Origin of the sequence: Burkholderia sp. NLJ2, from assembly GCF_049487195.1 — a bacterium.
GTDB classification, from domain to species: Bacteria; Pseudomonadota; Gammaproteobacteria; order Burkholderiales; family Burkholderiaceae; genus Burkholderia; species Burkholderia pyrrocinia.
Map to the genome: position 1 here is coordinate 3,096,781 of NZ_CP137810.1, position 25,696 is coordinate 3,122,476.

The window sequence follows — 25,696 nt, forward strand, 5'->3', positions numbered from 1 at the left end:
ATTGGGGGTTGTCAGGGCGCCGGCTGCCGCGCGCTCGCGGCGGCCGGCGCGATGCGTGCCGTCGTCAGGCGCCCGGCGTCGGGTTGACCGGGCGGGCGACGTAGCCCGCGTAGCCGGTTTCGGCCTGCGGTGCCGCTTCGGGCGTCGCGTTGCGTTCGATCCACGGCGCGATCTCCATGTCCTCGTAGCGCACCAGGCGGCATTTGCGTACGAGCGCGTAGCCGAGCCAGATCGCGAGGAAGAACGGCAGGCCGATGTAGGTCGCGGCGATGCCGACCCAGTCGATCTTGTCGGCGAGGAACGCCTGGTAATCCTGGCCGAGCGCGACGACCGCGCACAGCGCGAACGCGAACAGCGGGCCGAACGGGAACCACTTCGACCGGTACGGCAACTGGTCGAGCCGGTAGCCCTGCTTCAGGAAGCCCTTGCGGAACCGGTAGTGGCTGACCGCGATGCCGAGCCACGTGATGAAGCCGGCCATGCCCGACGTGTTCAGCAGCCACAGGTAGACGGTCTTGTCGCCGTACAGCGACGTGAGGAAACACAGTGCGCCGACGGCCGTCGTCGCGTACAGCGCGTTGCGCGGCACACCGCCCGGCGACAGCCTCGCGAACAGCCGCGGCGCGCGGCCTTCGACCGCGAGGTTGTAGAGCATCCGCGTCGACGCGTACATGCCCGAGTTGCCGGCCGACAGCACGGCCGTCAGGATCACCGCGTTCATCACGCCGGCCGCGAACGCGAGGCCCGCATGGCGGAACACGAGCGTGAACGGGCTCACGCCGATGTCGGTCACGTCGCTCTTCAGCAGGCTCGGGTCGGTATAGGGAATCAGCACGCCGATCACGAAGATCGCGAGCACGTAGAACAGCAGGATGCGCCAGAAGATCTGCTTCACCGCGCGCGGAATCGTCGTGCGCGGGTTCTCCGATTCGCCGGCCGCGACGCCGATCATCTCGGTGCCCTGGAACGAGAAGCCCGCGATCATCGCGACGCCGAGCATCGTCGCCCAGCCGCCGGCGAACGGCGCGTCGCCGATCGTGAAGTTGTTCCTGCCCGCGCTCGGGCCGCCCTGCATGATCCCGAAGATCATCAGCAGGCCGACGCCGACGAACGCGAGCACCGTCAGCACCTTGATCAGCGCGAACCAGTATTCGGCCTCGCCGAAGCCGCGCACCGACAGCGCGTTGAGCGCGAAGATCAGTGTGAGGAACAGCGCGCTCCACCAGACGCCCGGCACATGCGGAAACCAGTAGTGCATCACGAGCTGCGCGGCGACGAGTTCCACCGCCAGCGTCACGGCCCAGCTGTACCAGTAGTTCCAGCCGAGCGCGAAGCCGAAGCCTTCGTCGACGAACTTCGCGCCGTAGGTTGCGAACGAGCCCGACACGGGCATGAACGCGGCCATTTCGCCGAGGCTCGTCATCAGGAAATAGACCATCAGGCCGATCACCATGTACGCGAGCATCGCGCCGCCGGGGCCGGCCTGCGAGATCGACGCGCCGGACGCGACGAACAGGCCCGTGCCGATCGAGCCGCCGATCGCGATCATCCGCAGATGGCGGGCCTGCAGCGCGCGGTGGAGGGACGGCTTCGCGGGCGGCGAGCCGGATGGACGAGGCGAATCGGGGTGGGCATCTGAATGCATGGCGGGCGCTGGGTGCTGTCTCCGGGATTGTTTTTCGGTGACGAAGCGCGACGCGTTGCCGGCCGCGAGCCGGGCAGCGGTGATGCGTTGCGGAAACGGGCCGGATGAACCGGGTCGCGATGCGTGTCGCCTTCGTCTGTCGTCCGGCTGCCGTAGTGGCGGCCGGCGGCGCGCCGGGTGCGTTGCACCTCGACGTGGCACCGATTGTGTGTGCCCGACGCACGGGCGGCAAACGATATTTCCGAACAGGGTGATGCGGCTTTGTCATCAACTTGCGTCATGTCGAGACGCATCGGGCGGCGCGGCTACGGGCTTTGGAAACGTCCCGTATCGGCACAAAAACGCATCGGTCCGACCCGCCGAGGTGTTGCGTTTTGGGAATGAAGTCGTGAGTTAATATCAATAGCGGCCCGACTTGTGGCCGCCGACAATGTGTTTCATGGATCGTGCCTCGCGAGGCGAGGGCGTGCCGTCCGGCCGGGCTTCCGGCGGCGGCGCAGCGCGATGCGCCGTGCGGCGCACCGGGCCCGCCGAGTTGCGCATCCGCTTGCACAGGGCGCGCGAACGCGCTCCAATCGAATCACGCGGGCGGCGCTGCCGCCGCACCGATCAATCTGTCCCTGAAGAGGAAGTGATGCAATTCAACGACATTCTTGCAGCGCTCGATATCGATCTTGCCCAGTGGAAAGGCAATGCGCTGACCGCGCGTTCGCCGCTCGACGGCGCGACGCTCGCGACGCTGGCTGTCGACACGCCCGCCGACGCCGAGCGCAAGATCGACGCCGCGCACGACGCATTCCTCAAGTGGCGCACGGTGCCGGCGCCGGTGCGCGGCGAGCTCGTGCGCGTGTTCGGCAACGTGCTGCGCGAACACAAGGCCGCGCTTGGCCACCTCGTCACGCTCGAGGCCGGCAAGATCACATCGGAAGGCCTCGGCGAAGTGCAGGAAATGATCGACATCTGCGATTTCGCGGTCGGCCTGTCGCGCCAGCTTTACGGCCTCACGATCGCGTCGGAGCGCCCGGGCCACCGGATGATGGAAACGTGGCACCCGATCGGCGTGTGCGGCGTGATTTCGGCGTTCAACTTCCCGGTCGCGGTGTGGGCGTGGAATGCCGCGCTCGCGTTCGTGTGCGGCGATTCGGTCGTGTGGAAGCCGTCCGAGAAGACGCCGCTCACCGCGATCGCGTGCCACGTGCTGCTCGAGAAGGCGCTGCGCGAGTTCGAGAAGACGCATCCGGGCGTCGCGCCGAAGGGCCTGAGCCAACTGGTGCTCGGCATGCGCGACGTCGGCGAGGTGCTGACGGCGTCGAAGAAGGTGCCGGTCGTCAGCGCGACGGGCAGCGTGCGGATGGGCCAGGAAGTCGCGAAGGTGCTGAGCCAGCGTCTCGCGCGCGGCATCCTCGAACTCGGCGGCAACAACGGGATGATCGTCGCGCCGAGCGCGGATCTGGATCTCGTGGTGCGCGCGGTCACGTTCGCGGCGGTCGGCACGGCCGGCCAGCGCTGCACGACGCTGCGCCGCCTGATCGTACATCGCAGCATCGTCGAGCAACTGCTGCCGCGCATCGAGAAGGCCTACACGTCGGTGAAAGTCGGCAGCCCGCTCGAAGAAGGCACGCTGGTTGGCCCGCTGGTCGATCGCGCGTCGTTCGACGCGATGCAGAAGGCGCTGGCCGATGCACGCGAGCAGGGCGGCGAAGTGAAGGGCGGCGAGCGTATCGACATCGGTCACGCGGATGCGTACTACGTGCGTCCGGCAATCGTGCGGATGCCGAAGCAATCGGCGGTGGTCGAGCGCGAGACGTTCGCGCCGATCCTGTACGTGATGGTCTACGACAACTTCGAAGACGCGATCGACTTGCACAACGCGGTGCCGCAAGGCCTGTCGTCGGCGATCTTCACGAACGACATGCGCGAGGCCGAGCAGTTCATGTCGTCGGCGGGCAGCGATTGCGGGATCGTCAACGTGAACATCGGCACGAGCGGCGCGGAGATCGGCGGCGCGTTCGGCGGCGAGAAGGAAACGGGCGGCGGCCGCGAGTCGGGTTCGGACGCGTGGAAGGCGTATATGCGCCGTGCGACGAATACGATCAACTACAGCCGGCAGTTGCCGCTGGCGCAGGGGGTGAAGTTCGATGTTTGATGTCGGGGTGGGATTGGCGTGTTGTTGGCGCTGATTTCATCGGGCGACTGATGTAGCGTCGTAATCGTTTCAAGCGGGAAAGCCGGCCATGCGCCGGCTCGGACTGCTGACGACCCCCACGTTTTTCGAAGCGTGGGGTTTTGTTTTTTTAGGGGCCGGCTTGGAGGATTGCGGGAAGCGAGTAGGCCGATGGGCTGCACAAACGGCTTACCAGGCACAGCAGGCCGCGTACGAATAGCCAATCGGGAACCCGCGGGCCCCTTTTTCCGCTGCCGTGCCAGCAGCATCGCAATCTTCTTGATGTTCTGTGCCATCGCGGCCAACAAGCACTGCTCGGCCACCTTGCGGAGCCCCCGCATGCGGGCATAACAGTGCCCATGCAGTTGCTTGGCATCGGCGAAGCTGCGCTCCATCGTCTCCTTGGGCCGCGCGTAAACGCGTTGACCCCACTCGGTTAGCCGCCTGGCGTCCCCCCGCTCCTTGGCGCGCTCCCAGACATGGCGGGTCCCCACCTTCACCGCGTTCGCACTGTTCGTGCACTGCGCCCGTACCGGGCAGTGCCGGCAGATCTGCGCGTCGGATTTGTATTCCCGGTAGCCGACCCGAATGGTCGTGCTGTAAGGCAATGCCTGGCCCTGCGGACACACGTATTCGTTGTTCAAGCGCGCGTCGCCAAGGTCAAGGTCGACAAATTCAGTTTCCGTCCAGCACGGTGCTTCCAGGGCCAAGGCGTTCACGCAAAAAGTGAAAGTAAACGCGACGCGCCGAAAGTTTACAAGCCGGTGCCTATCGCATTGACCTCAAACGACTCACTCCGAACGCTTGAGCGACGGGCAGCATTGTGTATAAGCCGATGGCTTATAGAGGCTGCGAACTGGCTTGGGGGTGCTTTCAACGTGTCGATTTGCTGATGAGGTTGGGGCAGTGAGTAATCGGATAGTTACGAAATTATTTTCGTTTTTAGTATGTGTCTGAAAATAATAACTTCCCTTGTTTTCTTTCAATTCTTTCTATATCTTTTGAGGGGTCGATGGAGGTTGGGCGGTGAGCTTGGGAAGGTGGGCAGGGGACTGATATGAACAGTGAGGTGATGTGAATAGAGACGTGATTCGTACAAAAAACATAGGGTTGCTAATTTTAATTGTTGGGATTACCTCGGCGTGCGTGATTAAGCCGGCAAGTGAACTGCCAATTCGGTCGTCGTATCAGTTCTTGAGTGATGTCAAAGCTGTTGCAGATTCGGGTGATCTGGAGGACGTAGGGTTTGTTTCTAAGTTGATGAGGGTTGAATATCAGCGAAATTCAAAGGTTTCCGTCATCGGAGAGGATAATCGTTCTGTCAAGGGGTATTCCATCAATGTGACGCGCTACGCATTCTCTAAAGAATATTATCGAGGTCGAGAATTTATTTATGACATATTCCAGCCTAAAGGGGGTGATTTTTTTAGGGTTTCGATATCGTTTCCGGTCGATTTTGAGGTGATCTGTATTGCGCCATACGATTTCATTGATGTATTTGATGATGTTGGGGGGTATCCGATTATGGATATAAATGCGTTTATGATGTACGTGCGTGACAATGACGGTGCAAAAACGAGGATCATTTTTCATATTTCAGGTAATGGATGCGTCTCCCGAGTTGGTATTTACAAAAATCGACAGAATGCATGATGTGTGAGCGATGGTGGATGAGGCGCAAGTGTTTGTGAATACGTATCTGGTTGATTGCGGCAGTGCTGTCGATGACGTCATCGAGAAATAAGTTTTTGAGGTACTGTTGAGGTGTTGTTGCTGTCGGCAAATTTTCACTTTACACATTCTCAGTGTGCTGATCGCATGATTTACTCCTGATGGTATTCAGGTGGGCAATCGCGCTATTGAAATTTTATGTCATGTGTTAATCGCGTATTTCAACTTTTGAGTGAGGCGGCGGAAGGGTTCACTTTTGTTGTTGTTGGGCGGTGTTGGGGGATTTAATGGGCAGATTTATAATTTTATTTGGAGCATTGGTCGCATTTGCGATGTCGGCATGTGCCCCCCTTCCTGTGAATGAGATGCCTGTTCGTGAGCGACGGAAATTTCTTCAAGATGTAAAAAATATTGTTGATTCAGATAATCTGGCTGACGTTGATGCGGTCGGCAGGAGCTTGCGTGTCGATTTTTCAGTGACGGAGGATGCCAATTATATGGCGTCTGGAGCATCAACGGTGTTTGGACGCCGGCTGGTTCGGCGAGCCGAACGTCAGGCGAAAGAATTCGAAAAAGATTCGGCGGTTTATTACGGAATGTTTATTGGGGACGTCGGTGGGCCGATGAGGGTTCAAATTCGATTTAAATTGAATCCTGATGTGGTGTGCGTGATGAATGTCGATCTGTTGGATGTTTTTAATGGCAAGGATCGGTATTTGGTCGGTTTCGGTGGGGAGTATATATATAGGGGTGATTCAACAGCGATCGTTCAGGCTTATTTTAGATTTGGCAGCGATGGGTGCCTCATTGAGGTGGGGTTGAGTCAGGGATTTGTGGGGAGATAGTGCTATGGTCATGATATCTGGCAGTGAAAAAATGTTTGCCAAGTTGCATCTCAATGCTGAGGTGATCGATCTTATCAATAAAAGTGACACTCTTGTGCGGCAATTGCTTGCATATGAGGCTGATGTAATTAGTGGCGCCGTCGAGGAAATGGAAGTCTCAAATGAGGGGCGTGGCATATTCTGGAGGCTAGATGGTTCCGGGATTGTCTTTTCGAAATATAACGGTGGAACTTATAAAGACCTCGATCCCGCAGTGTTTGTTGGTGTGCTCAGCCATGAAATCGGACATTACATAAATCACAGTCGGGATCAGGCTCGTGAGCAGGAATACATGACGGGAAAAAAAGACGACTATCACTCGGCCGCAATGATTGGAGTGACACGAGAGGCCGAGGCGGCCTATAGGGAAAGCCGGCCATGCGCCGGCTTTTTTGTTTTCTGCTGCGGTGATTGATTGGGCGAGGGTCGAGATGTTTTCGCGTGAGTGGATTCGTTGATGGCGTGCCGGGGATAAGTAATCGTACAAGTACGGGAACTTAGAATTATTTTTTGGTGTTTCGTATGTGTATGAAAATAAGGCATTTTCTTGTTTTCTTTCAATTATTTCTATATCTTCATGGTATTGAATCGGATCAGTCGGTAGTGTGATTTTTTGGGATTAAATTTTGTAACGTTTTAACAAATTGATTGGGTATACATATGAGATGGTGGCTGGAATCAAGAAGCCATAGATGCGCTGGCGGTCGCGAAGAGGAAACACGCCGTCGGCCGCTATTGATTGCGAAAGAAGGAGGCAAAGGGCCTCGAAATATTCTTTCCTTCTTGATCGAGTTTTATCGTCGAAGTCCCGCACTAATGGCTTTGCATCTCGCGGGCGCGCTGATCGCGTGGTTTGCACCTAATGACGTGCTGAATCGTTGGCCAGTGCTGAAGCCAGTGGTGGCCGCTGTCGGAGAAGTATTTCCATTGCTACCTAAGGCGATCGAGAAATCTCTGTTTCCGGATGTCACTGCGCTCTATTTCGCACTGATGTTGGCCGCGATACCTCTCAGAATCTTTGAAGCTTTCCGCCTTTGTTATGCGGAGAGGGAGGAAATAGTTGCTGGGTACTTCGGCTACTCATGGAAAAGAAAGATTCTCGCATTTCTGGTTGCGCTCTTTTTTGTGTCCGGAAGTGTGTTTCTGCTGATTTTCTATGGTCAATATTTCGATTGGAATTTCATGTCTGTCGGAAAATCGAAATTCTGGCTTGGAATTGTTGGGCCATTGTTTGCTGGTGGATATTTGGTTATTTGTTTTGTTGTAGGGGTTGTTGTGATTATTTCTTTGTTGTTCTGCGTATTTTCTAATAAATGGAGGTGAAATATGGCTTGGTATGAGCTCGATGAGTGGGATGCGCTGGGTGCGTCTGGAGAAGGAATGAGATTGACCTTGCAAAATATCGCCGCCCAATTGGAAGGGGTCGCAGAAAATTCCGCAAAACTATCCACTGACGCCGCTGCACGCGCTGAATATGCGCGGAGTATGTGGAAAAATATCGATGCACTCAGTGTTGGGGCGATCAAAGCGCTCGATACTGTAGATCGTAGTCGGCTTGATGCTCAATTAATTTCGCGAGTCGAAGCTATGCGAGCCGAATTGAGCAAGATGCGTTCATTCTCAGAAGTTGCTCAGGAGGCTGGTACATCTGCGAAACGGATGAGTGCTATTGGAGGACAGTTGGGCGGTATTATTTCTGCCGTTCAATTGCTGTGGGTTGTCAAGAATCCAAGTGCGTCCTCTTATGAGGTAATTGACACCGCAGTTGGAATATTGGGTGGCATTGTTGGTGGGGCCGTGGTCACTGCATTACTACCTGCCTCCATCTCCGGTTTAGCCGTGGGCGTTGCCACTGTGGGGGGCGGAATGTTTTTGGGGGCCTTGGCTAAAGGCGCTTGGGAGGAATATATCGCACCGAACGTTCTCGGCCTGACCGCTGACAACAGCCCGCCGTTTCGTGATGATGTCTCGCGCACCATCGACCGTGTAATGGGGGTGTCGTCGTCCGGCGTTACCGTGACTAGCACTCGCACCGATGGAGACTGGAGTATCACGACGTACAGCAATGGTGCCGAGATAAAAATGTCTACCCTGTCGCTCGAAGATTATCGTCCGGGATTCGAGCCAGGGTACATCGCGGTAGGAGGGCAGTGGGAAGGATATTCAATCCAGATTACCACGCCCAACGGAAAGGGCGGCCATACCGTCCAGTACATCGGGCAATCCGTTACGGTCACGAAAACCGATGCGAACGGCGACGGCGTATTCACCTATGTCAAGAAAGAAACCCGCCTCGGCGAAGGCGCTAGCGTAATCCGCGAAGACACCAATGGCGACGGCGTTGCCGACCGAAATTTCGTCGTGAACGGCGGTCAGCTCTACGATCTGTCCAACGTTCGCGATGCTGCCTTTGCCGACAACCTGCTGTCGCGATACCGCGCGACCGGGCTGCTGAGCGGCACGAGCTTCCTCGACCTGAGCCAGATCATTTCCCGAACGCTGACCTACGGCGGTCGAAACGACTACGGTTTCACGATGCCGTCCGGCTGGTACAACCCGATCGGTGCATTCTACGAAGCCAAAAGCGCTGCATTCGACAAAGCCGCCTCCATCGCGGACAAGACACCTGTCCTGCTCGACGCGAACCGATGGGGTGTGGGCGTCAGCGCGCTCCAGTCGCGCGACGCGAACCGCGACGGCAAGCTGTCCGGCGCGGAATTGAACGGGCTGCAAGTCTGGATCGATGCCAACGAAGACGGTATTGGCGACGCCGGCGAATTCAGGTCGCTTGCGCAAGCCGGAATCACCGAGATCCGCGCAGTCGACTATGACGTCATCACGCGCGGTAACAACCGCTACGCATCGGCACCCGCCGCGGCGCCGTGGAAACCCTGGGAAGCATCGCAACCCGGTCGAATGTATCTGGCCCCGGCCGTTCCGCTCTCGAACTATCGATCGCTGCGCGACAACGATAAGGTCTATTGGATCAATAACAGAGACTTTATCTTTTTCGGCCCCAATCAGATCAAGGTCAGTCCTTCCAATCGGAGCTACCTCATCGGTACCGACGGGGACGACGTATTCGATGCGAACTACTACGCAGCGTACGGTCACTGGATCGACAGCAAGCTGCTCGTCAATTTCCTCGCAGGTGATGGCAACGACATGATGGGCGGCAGCAGCCGCAACGACAATCTGTGGGGTGGCACCGGCAACGACACGCTGTTCGGCTATGACGGCGACGACAGGCTGTACGGCGAGGAGGGCGACGACGAACTCAATGGCGGTGCCGGCAACGACGTGCTCGACGGCGGTATCGGCAACGACAAACTGTTCGGCCAGGTCGGTAACGACATCATGAACGGCGGCGACGGCGACGACATCATGATGGGCTTTACCGCATCGAACGAAAGCAAGCAGACCCTGGCCTGGGGCGAAACGGACGACGACATCATGTACGGCGGCGCAGGCAACGACCGGATGTGGGGTGGCGTCGGCCACGACTACATGGACGGGGGCGACGGGGCGGATTTCGTGAGTGGCGGGGACGGAAACGATACGGTGTTCGGCGGCGCCGGGAACGATGAACTGCATGGTGACGCAGGCAACGACCGGCTTCTTGGCGACGCCGGCAACGATCGCATTTTCGGCGAGGCCGGGGACGACGTGCTCTGGGGCGGCGACGGCGACGACGTGCTGGTTGGCTTCACTGCCAGCAACGACGCGAAGCAAACGTTGTCGTGGGGTGAATCCGACAACGACATGCTGTATGGCGGCAACGACAACGATTTTCTCGATGGTGGCGATGGCGACGACCGGCTCTTTGGCGGTGCGGGCGACGACGAACTGAACGGCGGCAACGGCCACGACGCGCTTTCGGGGGAAACCGGTAACGACAAGATTTTCGGCGGCGCAGGCAACGACACGATCTGGGGCGGCGACGGCGACGATATTCTTGTCGGCTTTACGGCCAGCAATGACGCAAGGCAGTCGCTGGCCGCGTGGGAAACCGACGACGATACGATCTACGGCGGAGCCGGAAACGATCTGATCCTCGGCGGTCTCGGCAACGATCTGCTCCACGGCGACGCCGGCGACGATGAAATTCAGGGTGGCGACGGCCACGACAAGATTTATGGCGGCGATGGCAACGACCGACTGTTCGGCCAGGCCGGGAACGACATCCTGTACGGCGGCGCGGGCGACGATTTGCTGGTGGGCTTTACCGGCGACAACGAGGCGAAGCGGACGTTAGGCCCCGGCGAGACCGACAATGACTATCTCTACGGTGGAGAAGGCAATGACACGCTCCTCGGCGGTCTGGGCGACGACTATCTCGACGGCGGGGCCGGTGCGGATCACATGGAAGGCGGCGAGGGCAACGATACTTATATCGTGAACAGCGTCAATGACGTGATTCTCGAATACGCAAACGAGGGTTACGACACGGTAATCAGCAGCGCAAACTACATTCTCAACGCCAACCTTGAAGAATTGAGACTCGTCGAAGGATTCAATATCAATGGGACGGGCAATGCGCTCGATAACCGGATCGTCGGCAACAGCGCGGACAACATCCTTGATGGCGTTACCGGTGCCGACACGATGATTGGCGGAAAGGGCAACGATACCTACTACGTCGACAATGTCGGCGACCGGGTCGTCGAATTCGCCGGCGAGGGCATCGATACGGTGCAGAGCAAGATCAGCTATACGTTGGGCGAACACGTCGAGAACCTGAACCTGCTGGATTTCGGCAAGCCGGAAAAAGGGCTCGTCGATGGCGTGGCCGTTCACGTGTACGGGTACCCGAAAGCCAACGAGCTGGATTACATGCAAGGCGATGCGGTTCCACGGTTCCAGGGAACGTGTGCGCTGACGTCGATCGCGAATTTGCTGACGCAGACCGGAACGCCGACTACCGAGGGAGACGTCGTCCGGCGCGCAATCGACAACCAATGGGCCGTCACCAGCCCGGCCGCAACGGATTACCAGCGAGGCGGATCGAATTACGTTCAGCAACAGGCACTGCTCAAGAGTTACGGCATTGCAAACAATCTGCTTGCCGGATACGACGAACATGCGGTCGCGAATCTCATCCGCAGTGGTCGTGGCGTGATACTGGCGCTGAACTCGGGTCGTCTTTGGAAAGACAGCGCTTATCTCGATGGCGGCGGCGTGAATCACGTCGTAACCGTGACGGGCGCGGTTTATGGAGACGCCGACGGCGCGCTCAAGGGTTTTTATATTGCCGACTCGGGCCGCCGGCGCGTCAGCGACATGACGCGCTACATCAGCCTTCAGGAGTTCCGGGCAGCCGCCAACGTACCGAATGCCTACGCGATCTACACGGCCGAAGCGCTGAAACTGTGGAACGAGGACATCAACGGCACGGGTAACGCACTCGACAACACGATCATCGGCAACCGGGGCAACAACGTGCTGGATGGCGGTGCCGGCAACGACATCCTGATCGGCGGCCTGGGCAACGATACCTATCGATTCGGTCGCGGGTCCGGCCGCGACACGATCCGGGACGACGACGAAACGCTCGGCAACAGTGATGTGATCAGCGTCGGCGCAGGCGTATCGGCGGATCAATTGTGGTTCCGTCACGTCGGCAATGATCTCGAGATCAGTATCCTCGGCACCAGCGATACCGCAACGGTTCGGGACTGGTACCTGGGTTCACGGTATCAGATCGAGCAGATCCGTGTCGACGACGGCCGGACGCTCGTCAACGCCGATGTCGAGAAGCTGGTACAGGCCATGGCGGTATGGTCGCCGCCGGCCGCGGGGTCGGTCACGCTGTCCCCTGAGCATCAGGCCGCGCTTGCGCCGACGCTGGCGACGAGCTGGCGTTAATTCCGGTTCCCGAAGGTCGATCCGTCCGGTTGAACATTACGTGCGACCGGACGGCCTGCTGCCGGCCGTATCGCATTTCCTTCCTCGCCTCGTGTTCCCTTCATGGACAGTTCCATTCTCCGGCCTCCAGCGTCGTCTCCGACGCAGGATGTCGACTCCGGTCTCGCCGTCGTTCTGACGATGGCCAGCCTGCACGGCATCGCAGCCGACGAAGCCGCGTTGCGACATGAATTCGGCTTCGGCCGCTTCGATACTCAAACAATCCTGCGAGCCACGCGTTCCCTCGGCATGACGGCCCGGGCCGTTCAACAGAACCTCGAACGACTGGATCGGACGCCTTTGCCCGCGGTCGCACGAGCGAAAGGCGAAGGTGGCTATTTCGTGGTCGCGCAGTACCAGGCCGCGGATGGAACACGTGCGCCTCGAATGCTTGTCCAGTTTCCGGGTGAGGCACCTACCGTCCTGACCCGCGAGCGTCTTCTGGAGATCTGGACCGGCGAGCTCATCTATTTCACGAGTAAGAGCAGCATTGCGGGTACCCTGGCGCGCTTCGATTTCAGCTGGTTCATTCCGGCAATCGTCACGTACCGGAAGCTGCTGGGCGAAGTTCTCGCGATCTCTCTGGTGTTGCAGTTGATTGCGCTCGCCACGCCGCTTTTCTTCCAGGTGGTGATGGACAAGGTGCTGGTCAATCACGCGATGAAGACGTTGAACGTGATCGCCGTGGGGCTGATTTGCGCGACGCTGTTCGAAGCGGCGCTTTCGGGGATACGAACCTGGGTTTTTGCGCATACGAGCAGCAAGATCGACGTCGAACTCGGCGCACGGCTCTTCCGTCATCTGTTGGCATTGCCGCTGGCGTGGTTTCAGGCGCGCCGTGTCGGCGATTCTGTCGCCCGTATTCGCGAGCTGGAGAACATTCGCGCGTTCCTCACCGGCAATGCCGTGACGCTGGTGATGGACCTCGCGTTTTCGTTCGTTTTCCTCGGGGTGATGCTCTGGTACAGCGCGTGGCTTACGTTGATCGTCGTTGTTTCGATTCCACTCTACATGCTGTTGTCGGTCGTGTTTACGCCGATCATTCGGCGGCGTCTGAACGAAAAATTCAATAAGGGCGCCGAGAATCAGTCGTTCCTCGTTGAAACCATCAGCGGGATCGATACGGTCAAGGCGATGGCGCTCGAACCGCGCTGGACGGATCGATGGGACCGTCAACTGGCCGCTTATGTGAGTTCGGGCCTGTCGGCGACCAACGTTGCCACGATTGCAAGCGGCGGCGTGACGTTGATCAGCAAGCTGGTGACCGCGGCGATCATGTGGCTGGGCGCCACGCTGGTGATCGACGGCAAGTTGACCGTCGGCGAGCTCGTCGCGTTCAACATGCTGGCCGGGCAGGTGTCCAGCCCGATACTGCGTCTCGCTCAGCTGTGGAACGACTTTCAACAGGTAGGGATTTCGATGGGGCGCCTCGGGGATATCCTCAACACGGCGCCCGAAGCCGCAGCCAAAAAGACGCGAGTACCCCGTCTCGAGGGCGCGATCGAATTCGACCAGGTATCGTTTCGCTACCGGCCGGATGCGAGCGATGTCATCCGGCAGATCTCCGTCAGGATCGCGGCGGGCGAGGTCATCGGAATCGTCGGCCGCTCCGGGTCGGGCAAAAGCACGCTGACGAAGCTTGCGCAGCGGCTCTACGTGCCGGATCGCGGGCGAGTGCTGGTCGACGGGCACGATATTGCAGTGATCGATACGGCGAGTCTGCGCCAGCAGATTGGCGTTGTTCTGCAGGAAAACATGCTGTTCAATCGTTCTGTGCGGGACAACATCGCGCTGGCTCGACCCACTGCGTCGATCGACGCGGTGATCGATGCAGCGAGGCTGGCCGGCGCACACGAGTTCATCTGCGAGCTTCCGGAGGGTTACGACACGCTCGTCGGCGAGCATGGCACGGGGCTCTCGGGTGGCCAGCGGCAGCGCATCGCCATTGCTCGCGCATTGATGACCGATCCACGCATCCTGATATTCGACGAGGCGACCAGCGCGCTCGACTACGAATCAGAAGCCGTCATACAGGCCAACATGCGGGACATCTGCGCGCGGCGTACGGTGCTGATCATTGCGCATCGGCTCTCGGCGGTGCGCGATGCCGACCGGATTCTCGTGATGGATCGCGGGCAAATCGTGGAAAGCGGCACGCACGACACACTGCTGCGCACGCAGAATGGAATCTACGCACACCTGTATTCGCTGCAACAGGGCGGTCGCGACGTAGCAAAGGCACGGATATGAGCATGCGACAGCAGGCAGGGGCCTGGCGTGAACTGGTCGGGCGTTACCGCGATGTCTGGCGTCACTGCTGGAAGCGACGCCATCGGATGACGCTGCCGGCATTCAACGCGAACGAGGCCGAGTTTCTCCCGGCGGCGCTGTCTGTCCAGGCGGCACCTGTCTCGCCGGCAGGCCGGTGGGTCGCGCGCATTCTCATCCTGCTCGTGATGACGGCGATCGTCTGGTCGTATTTCGGGAAAATCGACATTGTCGTCGACGGCGGTGGCAAGATCATTCCGTCCTCCCGGACCAAGACATTGGCGGCGGTCGAAGTTGCCAGCGTGCGAGCGCTGCATGTGCGCGACGGGCAGATCGTGAAGACCGGCGATGCGCTGATCGATCTCGATACGCGCGTAATCGACGCCGAACGTCAACGGGCTGACGGCGACCGGCTGAATGCGGTACTGCAAGCCGAGCGTGCACGGGCGTTGATCGACGCAATCGATACCGGGCGGCAACCTCGGCTGGCGGATGTGGAGAGCGTGTCGCCCGAGCGCCGGCGTGAGGTCGAGCGGCACTTGCAGGATCAATGGCGCGATTTCGTCGCGCGACAGGATCGCCTCGACAGCGAAATTCACAGATACGGTCAGGCCGCTCCGCTTGCGGCGCGTCGTGCGGATGATTACGCCAGGCTGATGAAAACCGGCGACGTTGCGGAACACGCGTGGATCGAGGCCGAGCAGCAGCGCATCGATACGGCGGGACAGCTTGCGGATGCTCGTCACCAACGCGCGGCGCTCGTGGCAGAGACGCGAAGGAATACCCAGGATGCGCTGAACGATGCACAGCGTGTCGTCGATGCGTCGTCGGGCGACATGCGGCGTGCGGAGGCACACGGGGAACTGCTGCGCCTGACCGCGCCGATCGACGGAACCGTCCAGCAGCTTGCCGTCCATACCATTGGGACAGCGGTGCCGGCCGCACAGCCGCTGATGCAGATCGTGCCGCGAGAGGGGGCGGTAGAAATGGAAGCATTCGTCGACAACCGGGATATCGGCTTTGTCGAGAAAGGGCAGGCCGCCAGCGTGAAGATCGATGCATTCGAGTACACGAAATATGGCACGTTGTCGGCGAAAGTGAGTCATGTCTCGCGTGACGCGATAGACGACGACAAGAAGGGACTCGTCTACTCGGTCAGGATCCTGCTTGATCGTTCGGCGCTGGTGGTAGACGGTCGCGAGATCGCACTGTCGCCGGGTATGTCGGGTAGTGCCGAGATCAGAACCGGTACGCGGCGGGTGATCGAGTATGTGCTGTCGCCGTTGCTGCAGCATGCGCGGGAGAGTTTGCGTGAGCGCTAGGAGCTTGAAAGATGGCGTGTGTCCGTGGATCTTCGGCCTGATGCTGGTTTCAAGTGCATGCAATGCCGAAACACGCGGGATTCCGGATGGCCTGGCCGATCCGTTGCTGACCCGTCCACCGGTGCTGGATGCGGGGCAGCGATTACCGGGCGATGACATGCCAGTGGTATGCGCTTCGTCGACTGGCCCGGCGAAGCCGCTGACGCTTGGTGATGCGGTTGATCTTGCGCTATGCCACAACCCCCGTATTCGAGCGGCGTGGGCATCGATCAAGATCCAGGTCGCAGCGGTGGGTGAAGCCAGATCGGCATGGCTCCCCACCGTCAACGGGTCGATCAGCCAATTGACGACTTATAACCGGTATTCCGATGCACCATCGATGAATACGCGCGGCGTCGGTCGAACGTCGAACGCGACATTGAACTGGCGGCTACTCGACTTTGGTGGGCGAGCTGCAAACCGCGCGGCGGCACAGCAACTGCTGACGGCAGCGCTGGCGGGCCACGACGCAGCGATGCAAAAGGCGGTCGTGGATGTCATCGGGAGCTATTTCGATGTTCAGAATGCTCAAGCGGCGTTTGCAGCGCGTACCGAGTCCGCGACGTTGGCGGAATCGACGCTGCGTGCGTCGCGTAAGCGGCTGGCCATGGGCGTTGCATCCCGAGCTGACGTATTGCAGGCGGAAACTGCGTTGGCCAAGGCATTGCTCGCTGCACGGCGAGCGGGCGGGGAGGTGGCTCGGGCCCGCGCCGAACTGGTCTTTGCGACCGGTCTGCCCGCCGACACGCGGGTTGAGGTCGAGGAGGCAGTCGTACCGGTTGCACTGGACGCGGAGCGCCAGCTAAGCGACTGGCTTCGCGCGGCCGAAGGTTCTCACCCCGAGATCCGGGCGGCGCGGGCCAAATGGAAGGCTGCGCAAGCGAAGGTGACGACTGTACGGTCGGACGGGATGCCGACACTGGATCTGAGCGGGACGTTGTCCCGGAACGGCTACCCGAATCAGGGATTGCAGTCGATGCGGGCAACGCAGACAAGTATCGGCCTGACTTTGACGATTCCCTTCTTCGAAGGTTTTTCTCGCACGTATCGGATTCGCGGCGCGCAGGCTCAGGCCGAACTGGCGCAGGCACAGCTTCTCGATACGCAGCAGCAGATTCTGCGTGACGTGCTGAAGGCCCATGCCGACGCGGAGACGACAGCGGACAACCTGGATGCGTCTGCACGCTTGCTGGCTGCCGCGGAAGCTGCGCTGACATCGGCGCGCAATCGTTACGCGTTCGGCGCAGGAGATATTCTGGAACTGCTGTCGGCGCAAGCGGCGCTTTCCGACGCCCGTCAGGAACGGGTGCGAACGCTGGCCGAGTGGGAGGCGGCACGGCTTCGGTTGTTTGCCAGCGCCGGCATCATCGGCCGATGGGCGTTTCGGTAGTACTGGAAACGGTCGGTGCGATAGCCGCAGTACGCGACCGGCCGTCTTTCTTCACTTCTCCACCGCCGGCATGTTCTGCACCACCAGCATCTGCGGGCTCGACAGCGTGACCCCCGCCGCGCGCAACTGCTTCAGGATCTCGAACAGCAGATCGCTCTTCGTCGAACTCGCGATCCGCGGGCTCGACACGTAGCCCGTCACGCTCAGCGTGATCCCTTCCGGCGTGAGCTGGCTGAACGTCACCGACGGCGCGGGTTTCTCGAGAATCGCCTCATGCGCGCGGTACGCATCGAGCAGCAGGTCGCGCACCTGCTCGGGATCGGTGTTCAGCGGGAACGTCAGCACCAGCGTCGCGACGCCCTGCGTGCTGTTGCCCATCGTCACGTTGCGCACGTTCTGCGAGATCAGTTGCGAGTTCGGCACGATCACGGTCGAGCGGTCGCTCAGCTGGATCTCGGTCGCGCGCACGTTGATGCGGCGGATGTCGCCTTCGACGCCCGCGATGCTGACCATGTCGCCCACCTTCACCGGGCGCTCGGTCAGCAGGATCAGCCCCGACACGAAATTCTTCACGATCTCCTGCAGGCCGAAGCCGATACCCACCGACAACGCACTGACGATCCACGCGAGGTTGTTCCACCTGACGCCGAGCAGGCCCAGCGTCATCAGCACGAGCAGCACGTAGCCGACGTTGGTGAACAGCGTGATCAGCGACACGCGCATCCCCGTGTCCATGCCGAGCGCGGGCATGAACTCGCCGTCGAGCCAGCGGCGCAGCGAGCGCAGCAGGTAGAAGCCGATCGCGAACCCGATTACCGCGTTCAGGATCCGGTCGGGCATGATGTTCAGGCTCTGCAGCCGCTGGCTGCCGATCATTGCGACCGCGCTGTCGAGCAGGTCGCCCGGCGTCGTGCCGAAGCCGCCCGTCAGCAGCGCGATGGCTGCGATCAGCATCAGCAGGCTCGTGCCGAAACCGGACAGGACCGTGCGGGCCTGGTCGAGGTGCCGGTCTTCGAGCGCGAACAGGTGCTTGATCTGCTGACCCGTCGACAGGCTCACGGAGAACAGGCTTTCGCTCGCGTCGCGCGTCAACTGGATCAGGATATAGGTGGCGCACAGCACGATCTCGAACCACACGAGTTCGTAGGTGATGAAGCGCGCGACCGTGATGTAGCCGATCAGGAGTGCGATCAGCGACACGACGATCGCCAGCGTGACGCCGGCGTGGATCACCCCGGCGAGCGTCGAGCGCTGCTCGGGCGCTTCGCCGGCCGCCGCGAGCACGCTGCGTGCGCGGTTCGAGCGCAGCAGCGACGCGCCGACCGTCAGCGCGACGACGAGCGATACGATGCCGCGGCCGAACAGCGTGACGGACAGGCTGGTGTCGACGATCCGGTTGATCGATTCGAGCGTGCCGGACATCAGCAGCAGTGCGGCCAGGATGCCGGGGAACGGCCTCATCGCGCGCGCGACGGGATCGGCGAGCGCCGGCAGGCGCCACGACGGATGCTTCGTGCAGAGCAGCGCGCGGCCGAGCCCGGCGATCAGTGCGCAGGTCGCGGCGAGCTTCGCAAACTGGTCCCACAGATCGGTCAGCGACGGCGTGAGATCGTAGTGGCGCGCAACGGCGAGGTAGAGGATCTGAACGGCAAAGGCGGTTGCCAGGAATGTCGACAACGCGGTCGACAGCGCCAGCGCGCTGCGGCGCAAGCGGGTGGGCGGCAGGCGGTTCAGGCAGAGCCACGCGAGCCCGCGCTCGATGAGCCGGCGGCCGCCGAGCCACATCGCGAACGAGGCGATCAGCAGCAGCGCGGTGATCGCACGATGTCCGGGCAGCCACGACGTGCGCAGCATGTCGCGCAGTTCGTCGTTGAAATCCTCGAGCCGCTGGATGTCGTCCGGCGAACGCTGGAACAGCGGCAGCCAGAACTGCGCGCTGAAGATGCCGCCCGAACGGAACGCGAGCTGGTTCTTCAGCAGGCCGCGATGCAGCTTCGCGAACTGTTCGTTCAGGTTCGTGAGGTTGGTCTTCTGGTCGGCGGCCTGTTTCAGCGCCGCATCGAGCTGCGTCTTGCGCGCGTTCAGCGTCGCGCGCTGCTTCGCGACGGCCGGCGTTTCCGGCGCGGCGCCTTCGGCCGGCGCCGGGCCGAGCACGTCGAGTTGCGCCTGGATCTGCGCGCGCTGCGGAACGAGCTCGCTCTGCAGCTTCGCGACATCGGTGCTCAGTTCCTGGGTCGAATCGCCGAGCGCGTCCAGTTCCTTGCTGTTGGACGCGGTCGAGGTTTGCTGCTTGATGCGGTCCTGTTCGGCCTGCATCCGCTTGAGCTGCGCGACGGCGTCGTTCAGCGAGATGGCCGGCACGGACGCGTCGGTGCCGCTCGCGCCCGGGGCGGAAGCGGCCGCCGGAAACGCCGACGCGGTCGCGATCGCCGCGAACTGCAGCAGCGCGATCAGCGCGATCCGGCGTGCGTGCGTGGATAGTCGTTGTATGAACATGGAATGCTTACGATTTGCCGACAATGCCGGCCGCCGAAAGACGCCCGGAAGCCGGTAGTTGGCCCGGTAAGCATGTTACCGGGGCGGGGAACGCGTGGTTGTACCGATTGCGTACCCCATTTGCGGCGATTCCGGCAGTGCGCGCGGGTGCGAAACGGCGCGCCTGGCCTGTACTGTCGGGCCCGCACCGCCGAGACGCGGCGCGGGCGGCGCCGGATTGCCGTTCCGACCCGTTTCCCGTACCCGATAGACGGTTACGCAAGTTACACATTATCCGGCGCGAAATCGGGGTGTCCGAATCGGTTCGGTTCACGCAATGCGGCGGGGTCGCTGGTGCGCACGTGCGCCGGACGGACGTGCCGGTACAATGCAGCGATTCGCCCGACGGCGGCTCGACGGTCGCCGGACAACAACACACAACACGACACGATCAGGAGACGCGCCCAAGATGGCCTCAACGGACAGCCTTCCGCAGGCACCTGCCTATTCCCCATCCGTCGACCCCGGCTCGATCTCGGCCCGCCTCGACCGCTTGCCGCCCACCCGCAGCGTCTGGAAACTCGTCGTCCTGCTGAGCCTCGGCTTCTTCTTCGAACTCTACGATCTGCTCTACAGCGGCTACGTCGCGCCCGGCCTCGTCAAAAGCGGCATCCTTTCGGCGACCACGCACGGGCTGTTCGGCACCACCGGTGTCGCGAGCTTCATCGCCGCGCTGTTCTCCGGGCTGTTCATCGGCACGATCGCGTGCGGCTTTCTCGCCGACCGCTTCGGTCGCCGCGCGATCTTCACGTGGTCGCTGCTGTGGTACACGGCCGCCAACGTGGTGATGGCGTTCCAGGACACCGCAGCCGGGTTGAACTTCTGGCGCTTCGTCGTCGGTCTCGGGCTTGGCGTCGAGATGGTGACGATCGGCACGTACATCTCCGAACTCGTGCCGAAGCAGATCCGCGGCCGCGCATTCGCGTGCGAGCAGGCGGTGGGGTTCGTCGCGGTGCCGGTGGTCGCGTTCCTCGCATACCTGTTCGTGCCGCACGCGCCGCTTGGTCTCGACGGCTGGCGCTGGGTCGTGCTGATCGGCGCGCATGGCGCGCTGTTCGTATGGTGGATTCGCCGCGCACTGCCGGAAAGCCCGCGCTGGCTCGCGCAGCAGGGCCGGGTCGACGAAGCCGACCGCATCATGCGCGCGCTCGAAGCGAAGGTCGAAGCCGAATACGGGCGTCCGCTGCCGCCGCCTGCACCGGCCGAGCCCGTGCCGCCGCGCGGCAGCTTCCGCGACATGTGGGTGCCGCCGTATCGCAGCCGCACGATCATGATGACGATCTTCAACGTGTTCCAGACGGTCGGCTTCTACGGCTTCGCGAACTGGGTGCCGACGCTGCTGATCAAGCAGGGCATCACGATCACGTCGAGCCTGATGTATTCGAGCGTGATCGCGCTCGCGGCGCCGATCGGCCCGCTGATCGGCCTCGTGATCGCCGACCGCTTCGAGCGCAAGTCGGTGATCGTCGCGATGGCCGCGGCGATCGTCGTCTGCGGGCTGCTGTTCAGCCAGACGACGGTGGGCGCATTCCTGATCGTGCTCGGCATCGGCCTCACGCTCGCGAGCAACATCATGTCGTACAGCTTCCACGCGTACCAGGCCGAACTGTTCCCGACGTCGATCCGCGCGCGGGCCGTCGGTTTCGTTTATTCGTGGAGCCGCTTCTCGGCGATCTTCTCGTCGTTCGCGATCGCGGCCGTGCTGAAGGGCTTCGGCACCTTCGGCGTGTTCGCGTTCATCGCGGGCGCGATGGCGATCGTGATGGCCGCGATCGGGCTCATGGGGCCGCGCACGAAGGGCATCGCGCTCGAAACCATTTCGAAGTAGTCAGTGGTTGTGCACGCGTGTCGCATGGTTCGTGCGGCACGCGTGCGATGCAGTTTTCCTGGTGGAAACTGCATCGCCGAAATGATTTGGCATACGAATTTATTTAGCGAGACATCGTTTCGGACGGAAAGCGCAAGCCTCCCGGGCTACGCGCTGAAACGCTAACGCACAAGCTTGCCGTGCAACGAAGCCGCAAGCGGAAACGAGTTGAAACAAAGCGTGACGAAGCGAAAATCTGCCGCAAACCCGCGACTTTCGTCGCTGCAGATGCTGGCGCGGACGCGTAAAATGAAGGGCCTGACGACTCATTAGCCGCCATCGGACCGCACGCGTTGCATCAGCGAACGGCTCCGCCGCGAAGAGGCGTCGGCGCCGGGCGCACACGATGCGCCGGACGTATCGATGGCTCGCGCGGAAGATGCGCCGCTCGCAACAGCACCATGCGGCGGCCGGATCGGCCGATGGCTTCGAACGTATGATGCTTTCCTGCCTGACGCGGCGATTTGCGAAGCCGCGTTGCCTTACCCGTGCAGTTGCCACGTATGTATGGCTCGCTGCCGCGCTGACGGTTTCCGTTTTTGCCGGGCGGCCTGTCCTTGCCGCATCCGACGTCCCGTCGTCCGCTGCTACGTCATCCTCATCAGTTGCGTCGCCCGCGTCGGCGGCTTCCCGTGTGCATCCGGCGTCGCACGCACATGCATCGTCGGGTGCATCGGTCGCGCAGCCCGCGCCAGCGGCATCGCACGTGCATCATGCAGAGCCTGCCAGCGCGCCATCGGGTGCGCCAGCGTCCACCGCAGCGCCTGCGTCAGCGGCTTCCGCCGCGTCCTCTGCCGAACCTGCGTCGGCCGCGTCCGCCGTACCGGCCAGCGAGGCCGAGCCTCCCGTGCCGACCCCGCCGCGCCGGCATCCGCCGTTGTCGGCCGCGGACGCGAAAAACGCGACGACCCGCGCGATCGACACGCGCAAGCGCTTCACGCAGGAAGTCACGCGGCGCCTGAACGTACCCTCAAGCGAGCAGCGCGCATACGGCGAGCGGCTCGAGAAGGCGCTCGCCGATGCGGACCTCGGCGATCTGGCCGGCGAATACGTTGCGATGGTCGATCGCGCACCGAACGTGCAGGCGCTCTTCATCTACTTCCGCGCGACGTCGGCCAATGCGTGGCTGATGATCGGCGCATCGCCGGTCGGAACCGGGCTGCCGGGCAAGTACGATCATTTCCTGACACCGCTCGGCGTGTTCCATCACTCGCCCGACAACATGGATTTCCGCGCGGAAGGCACGACGAACGAGAACGGGATTCGCGGCTACGGCCGCCGTGACATGCGCATCTACGACTTCGGATGGGAGAACGGCGAGCGCGGCTGGGGCAAGGGCGGCGTGTCGCCGATGCGCTTCCAGATGCATGCGACCGATCCCGACCGCCTCGAATCGCTGCTCGGCATCCGGCACTCGAAGGGATGCGTGCGGATTCCCGCGTCGCTGAACCTGTTCTTCGACCGGCACGGCCTGCTCGACGACGACTACCAGGCGCGCGTCGAGGCCGGCAAGTCGCTGTGGGTGCTGCGTCGCGATCGCGACATCACGCCGATCGCGGGCCGCTACCTGGTCGTGATCGACAGCGCACGCAACACGCGCCCGGCATGGTCGCCGTTGCCGGGGCGCAAGGCGTGGTCGAAGCTGCCGAAGGGAGGCGACACGGCGGATTGACGGCCGCTTCGCCAAGCGCGGAAGGTGCAAGGATGAGAATAAATCCGTTTTATTGATACATAAGAAAAGCAAACTTTTATTATCCGATCCGGGTTCGTATAGTCGAGGCCAGTTTCGCGGAACCCTGCCGCGCCTGGACCACCACCGATCACACGACCCGCATGAAAACTCTCTACAAGCTTGCTCCGCTCGCGATGCTCGGCGCCTTCGCGACCCATGCCTGTGCGCAAAGCAGCATCACGCTGTACGGTCTCATTTCGGCCGGCGTCGGGTTCGCGACGAATCAGGGCGGCAAGAACGCCTGGCAGGCGCTGTCCGGAACAAACCAGAACCCGCGTTGGGGCCTGAAGGGCAGGGAGGATCTCGGGCAGGGGCTGTCCGCGGTCTTCCAGCTCGAAAACGGCTTCAACGTGATGACGGGCACTGCCGCGCAGAACGGCCGCGAGTTCGGGCGCATGGCCTACGTCGGTCTCGACGACCGCACGTACGGCGCGGTGACGTTCGGCCGCCAGTACGACGCGATCCACGACTACATCGGGCCCGTGATCATCGCAAGCAACGGCGTGAACATCGGCGACAACGACAACGGTTACAACGACATCCGCGTGCAGAACTCGGTGAAGTACGTGAGCCCCGTCTACTACGGCCTGAAATTCACCGCGCTGTACGGCTTCAGCAATGCGACGGGCTTCGCGAACAACAGCGCATACAGCTTCGGGCTCGGTTACGAGCGCGGCCCGCTGCGCTGGAGCGCGGTCTACGCCCAGTACAACCATCCGTACAGCAGCACGAACCAGGACGGCGCGATCGCGAACGACTATGCGTCGCCGCTGCTGATCTTCAGCAAGAGCGCGATGACGCCGGCGGCGTACGCGAGCCGGCAGCGGATCGCGGGCACGGGTGGCTTCTACACGATCGGCCGCGCGCAGTTCGCGGCGATGTTTACCGACGTGCGCTACGATTACCTCGACAATTCGCACCTGCACCTGCAGAACCTCGGCGTGAACGTCGTCTACACGATGACGCCGCAGCTCTTTCTCGGCGCCGCGTATGCGTTCACGAACGGCAAGTACGACGTGATCGACAAGCGTCCGAAATGGCACCAGGTGAACCTGCAGGCCGATTACTTCCTGTCGAAACGCACCGACGTCGCGCTGACGGTGATCGCGCAGCAGGCGGCCGGCGACGCGGACCATGCGCAGATCTTCGCGTACGCGCGCTCGACCAGCACGCGCCAGATGATGGCGACGCTCGGCGTCCGGCACGTATTTTGAGTTCGACCATGGCCCACCCGATCGCATCCCGCCGCACCTTCCTGAAACTGTCCGCCGCGCTGGCCGGCACCGCGCTGCTGCCCGAAACGGGCGCGTTCGCCGCCGGCGGCGACGCCGCGCGCCGCACGGTGATCATCGATACCGACCCGGGGCAGGACGACGCCATCGCGATCCTGTTCGCACTCGGCGCGCAGGACCGGCTCGACGTTCGCGCGCTGACCGCCGTCGCGGGCAACGTGCCGCTCGACCTGACCGAACGCAATGCGCGGATCATCCGCGACTGGGCCGGCCGCACGAAGACGCTGCCGGTCTATGCGGGCTGCCCGCGCCCGCTCGCTCGCGAGCTCGTGACGGCCGCGAACGTGCACGGCAAGACGGGGCTCGAAGGCGTCGAACTGCACGAGCCGCGCGCGCCGCTCGCGACCGGCCACGCGGTGTCGTACCTCGTCGATACGCTGAGCCGCGCGGCGCCGAACAGCGTGACGCTGTGCGCGCTCGGCCCGCTGACGAACATCGCGACCGCGCTGGTCGAAGCGCCGCAGATTCGCGGCGCGTTGCGCGAAATCGTGCTGATGGGCGGCGCGTTCTTCGAGCGCGGCAACATCACGCCGGCCGCCGAGTTCAACATCTATGTCGATCCGCAGGCAGCGGAAGTGGTGTTCGGCAGCGGCGTGCCGATCGTCGTGCTGCCGCGCGACGTCGCGGTGAAGGCGCCCATCACGCCGGCGCGCGTCGCGCCGTTCCGCGCGCTCGGCAACCGCTGCGGCGCGATCGTCGCGGACATCATGACGGCCGAGCTCGCGTACAACAAGAAGCGGCGCGGCGTCGACGACGGGCCGATGTACGACCCGACCGCGGTCGGTTATCTCGTCGATCCGACGATGTTCGGCGGACGCAAGGTGAACGTGGTGGTCGAGACGTCCGGGCAGTGGACGCTCGGCGAGACGATCGTCGACTGGAACGGGCGCAGCGGCCGCGCAGCGAACGCAACGTGGATCAACGAGGTCGACGCGGACCGCTTCTACGCGACGCTCGTCGAGCGCATCGCGAAGCTGCCCTGA

At 61.9% G+C, this 25,696-nt stretch carries 15 protein-coding genes and 1 pseudogene; 13 read left to right on the forward strand and 3 right to left on the reverse strand.

The window, feature by feature from the left end; genetic code table 11:
• Window positions 1-64 precede the first annotated feature (64 nt).
• A complete protein-coding gene (locus tag R9B84_RS36440) occupies window positions 65-1,645 on the reverse strand; it encodes an amino acid permease (RefSeq protein WP_423762168.1) in 1,581 nt (526 codons plus the stop codon).
• Between the two features lie 634 nt (window positions 1,646-2,279).
• On the opposite strand from R9B84_RS36440, the gene R9B84_RS36445 reads away from it, so the two are divergent.
• Window positions 2,280-3,791: an aldehyde dehydrogenase family protein gene (locus R9B84_RS36445; protein ID WP_423762169.1), complete on the forward strand. Its 1,512-nt coding sequence runs from the start codon at window positions 2,280-2,282 to the stop codon at window positions 3,789-3,791.
• Between the two features lie 148 nt (window positions 3,792-3,939).
• Here R9B84_RS36445 and R9B84_RS36450 read toward each other — a convergent pair.
• A pseudogene (locus R9B84_RS36450) lies at window positions 3,940-4,447 on the reverse strand (transposase); the annotation flags it as partial.
• A 448-nt stretch (window positions 4,448-4,895) separates the two neighbouring features.
• Between R9B84_RS36450 and R9B84_RS36455 the strand changes: the two are divergent.
• From R9B84_RS36455 to R9B84_RS36490, 8 genes are all read left to right on the forward strand, one after another.
• Window positions 4,896-5,462 carry a hypothetical protein gene (locus R9B84_RS36455; protein ID WP_423762170.1) on the forward strand — a complete coding sequence of 189 codons (567 nt, stop codon included), beginning with the start codon at window positions 4,896-4,898 and terminating at the stop codon, window positions 5,460-5,462.
• Window positions 5,463-5,767: 305 nt separating this feature from the next.
• Window positions 5,768-6,325, forward strand: a complete 558-nt coding sequence (locus R9B84_RS36460; protein ID WP_423762171.1) for a hypothetical protein — start codon at window positions 5,768-5,770, stop codon at window positions 6,323-6,325.
• 4 nt (window positions 6,326-6,329) lie between these two features.
• On the forward strand, window positions 6,330-6,779 hold the full coding sequence (locus R9B84_RS36465; protein ID WP_423762172.1) for a hypothetical protein: 450 nt from the start codon (window positions 6,330-6,332) through the stop codon (window positions 6,777-6,779).
• 245 nt (window positions 6,780-7,024) lie between these two features.
• Window positions 7,025-7,687: a hypothetical protein gene (locus R9B84_RS36470; protein ID WP_423762173.1), complete on the forward strand. Its 663-nt coding sequence runs from the start codon at window positions 7,025-7,027 to the stop codon at window positions 7,685-7,687.
• Between the two features lie 57 nt (window positions 7,688-7,744).
• A complete protein-coding gene (locus tag R9B84_RS36475) occupies window positions 7,745-12,229 on the forward strand; it encodes a calcium-binding protein (RefSeq protein ID WP_423762174.1) in 4,485 nt (1,494 codons plus the stop codon).
• Window positions 12,230-12,331: 102 nt separating this feature from the next.
• A complete protein-coding gene (locus R9B84_RS36480) occupies window positions 12,332-14,518 on the forward strand; it encodes a type I secretion system permease/ATPase (protein WP_423762175.1) in 2,187 nt (728 codons plus the stop codon).
• Entirely contained in the window at window positions 14,515-15,858 is a 1,344-nt protein-coding gene (locus R9B84_RS36485; RefSeq protein ID WP_423762176.1) for an HlyD family type I secretion periplasmic adaptor subunit, read from the forward strand. The genes R9B84_RS36480 and R9B84_RS36485 overlap by 4 nt, the downstream gene beginning before the upstream one ends.
• Window positions 15,830-17,287, forward strand: coding sequence for a TolC family protein (locus tag R9B84_RS36490; protein ID WP_423762177.1), 1,458 nt, complete (start codon window positions 15,830-15,832; stop codon window positions 17,285-17,287). Before R9B84_RS36485 ends, R9B84_RS36490 begins: the two co-directional genes overlap by 29 nt.
• A gap of 51 nt (window positions 17,288-17,338) precedes the next feature.
• Here R9B84_RS36490 and R9B84_RS36495 read toward each other — a convergent pair whose 3' ends face one another.
• Entirely contained in the window at window positions 17,339-19,783 is a 2,445-nt protein-coding gene (locus tag R9B84_RS36495) for a DUF3772 domain-containing protein (RefSeq protein ID WP_423762178.1), read from the reverse strand.
• A 448-nt stretch (window positions 19,784-20,231) separates the two neighbouring features.
• Between R9B84_RS36495 and R9B84_RS36500 the strand changes: the two genes are divergently transcribed.
• The 4 genes from R9B84_RS36500 to R9B84_RS36515 all read left to right on the forward strand — a co-directional run bounded on the left by R9B84_RS36500 (window position 20,232) and on the right by R9B84_RS36515 (window position 25,696).
• The gene (locus tag R9B84_RS36500; protein WP_423762179.1) at window positions 20,232-21,650 is read left to right on the forward strand and encodes an MFS transporter; all 1,419 of its coding nucleotides are present in this window, start codon (window positions 20,232-20,234) and stop codon (window positions 21,648-21,650) included.
• A gap of 385 nt (window positions 21,651-22,035) precedes the next feature.
• Window positions 22,036-23,361 (forward strand): hypothetical protein, encoded by a 1,326-nt coding sequence (locus R9B84_RS36505; RefSeq protein ID WP_423762180.1) that lies wholly within the window; start codon window positions 22,036-22,038, stop codon window positions 23,359-23,361.
• A 161-nt stretch (window positions 23,362-23,522) separates the two neighbouring features.
• Window positions 23,523-24,635 carry a porin gene (locus tag R9B84_RS36510; protein ID WP_423762181.1) on the forward strand — a complete coding sequence of 371 codons (1,113 nt, stop codon included), beginning with the start codon at window positions 23,523-23,525 and terminating at the stop codon, window positions 24,633-24,635.
• Between the two features lie 8 nt (window positions 24,636-24,643).
• On the forward strand, window positions 24,644-25,696 hold the full coding sequence (locus tag R9B84_RS36515; RefSeq protein ID WP_423762182.1) for a nucleoside hydrolase: 1,053 nt from the start codon (window positions 24,644-24,646) through the stop codon (window positions 25,694-25,696).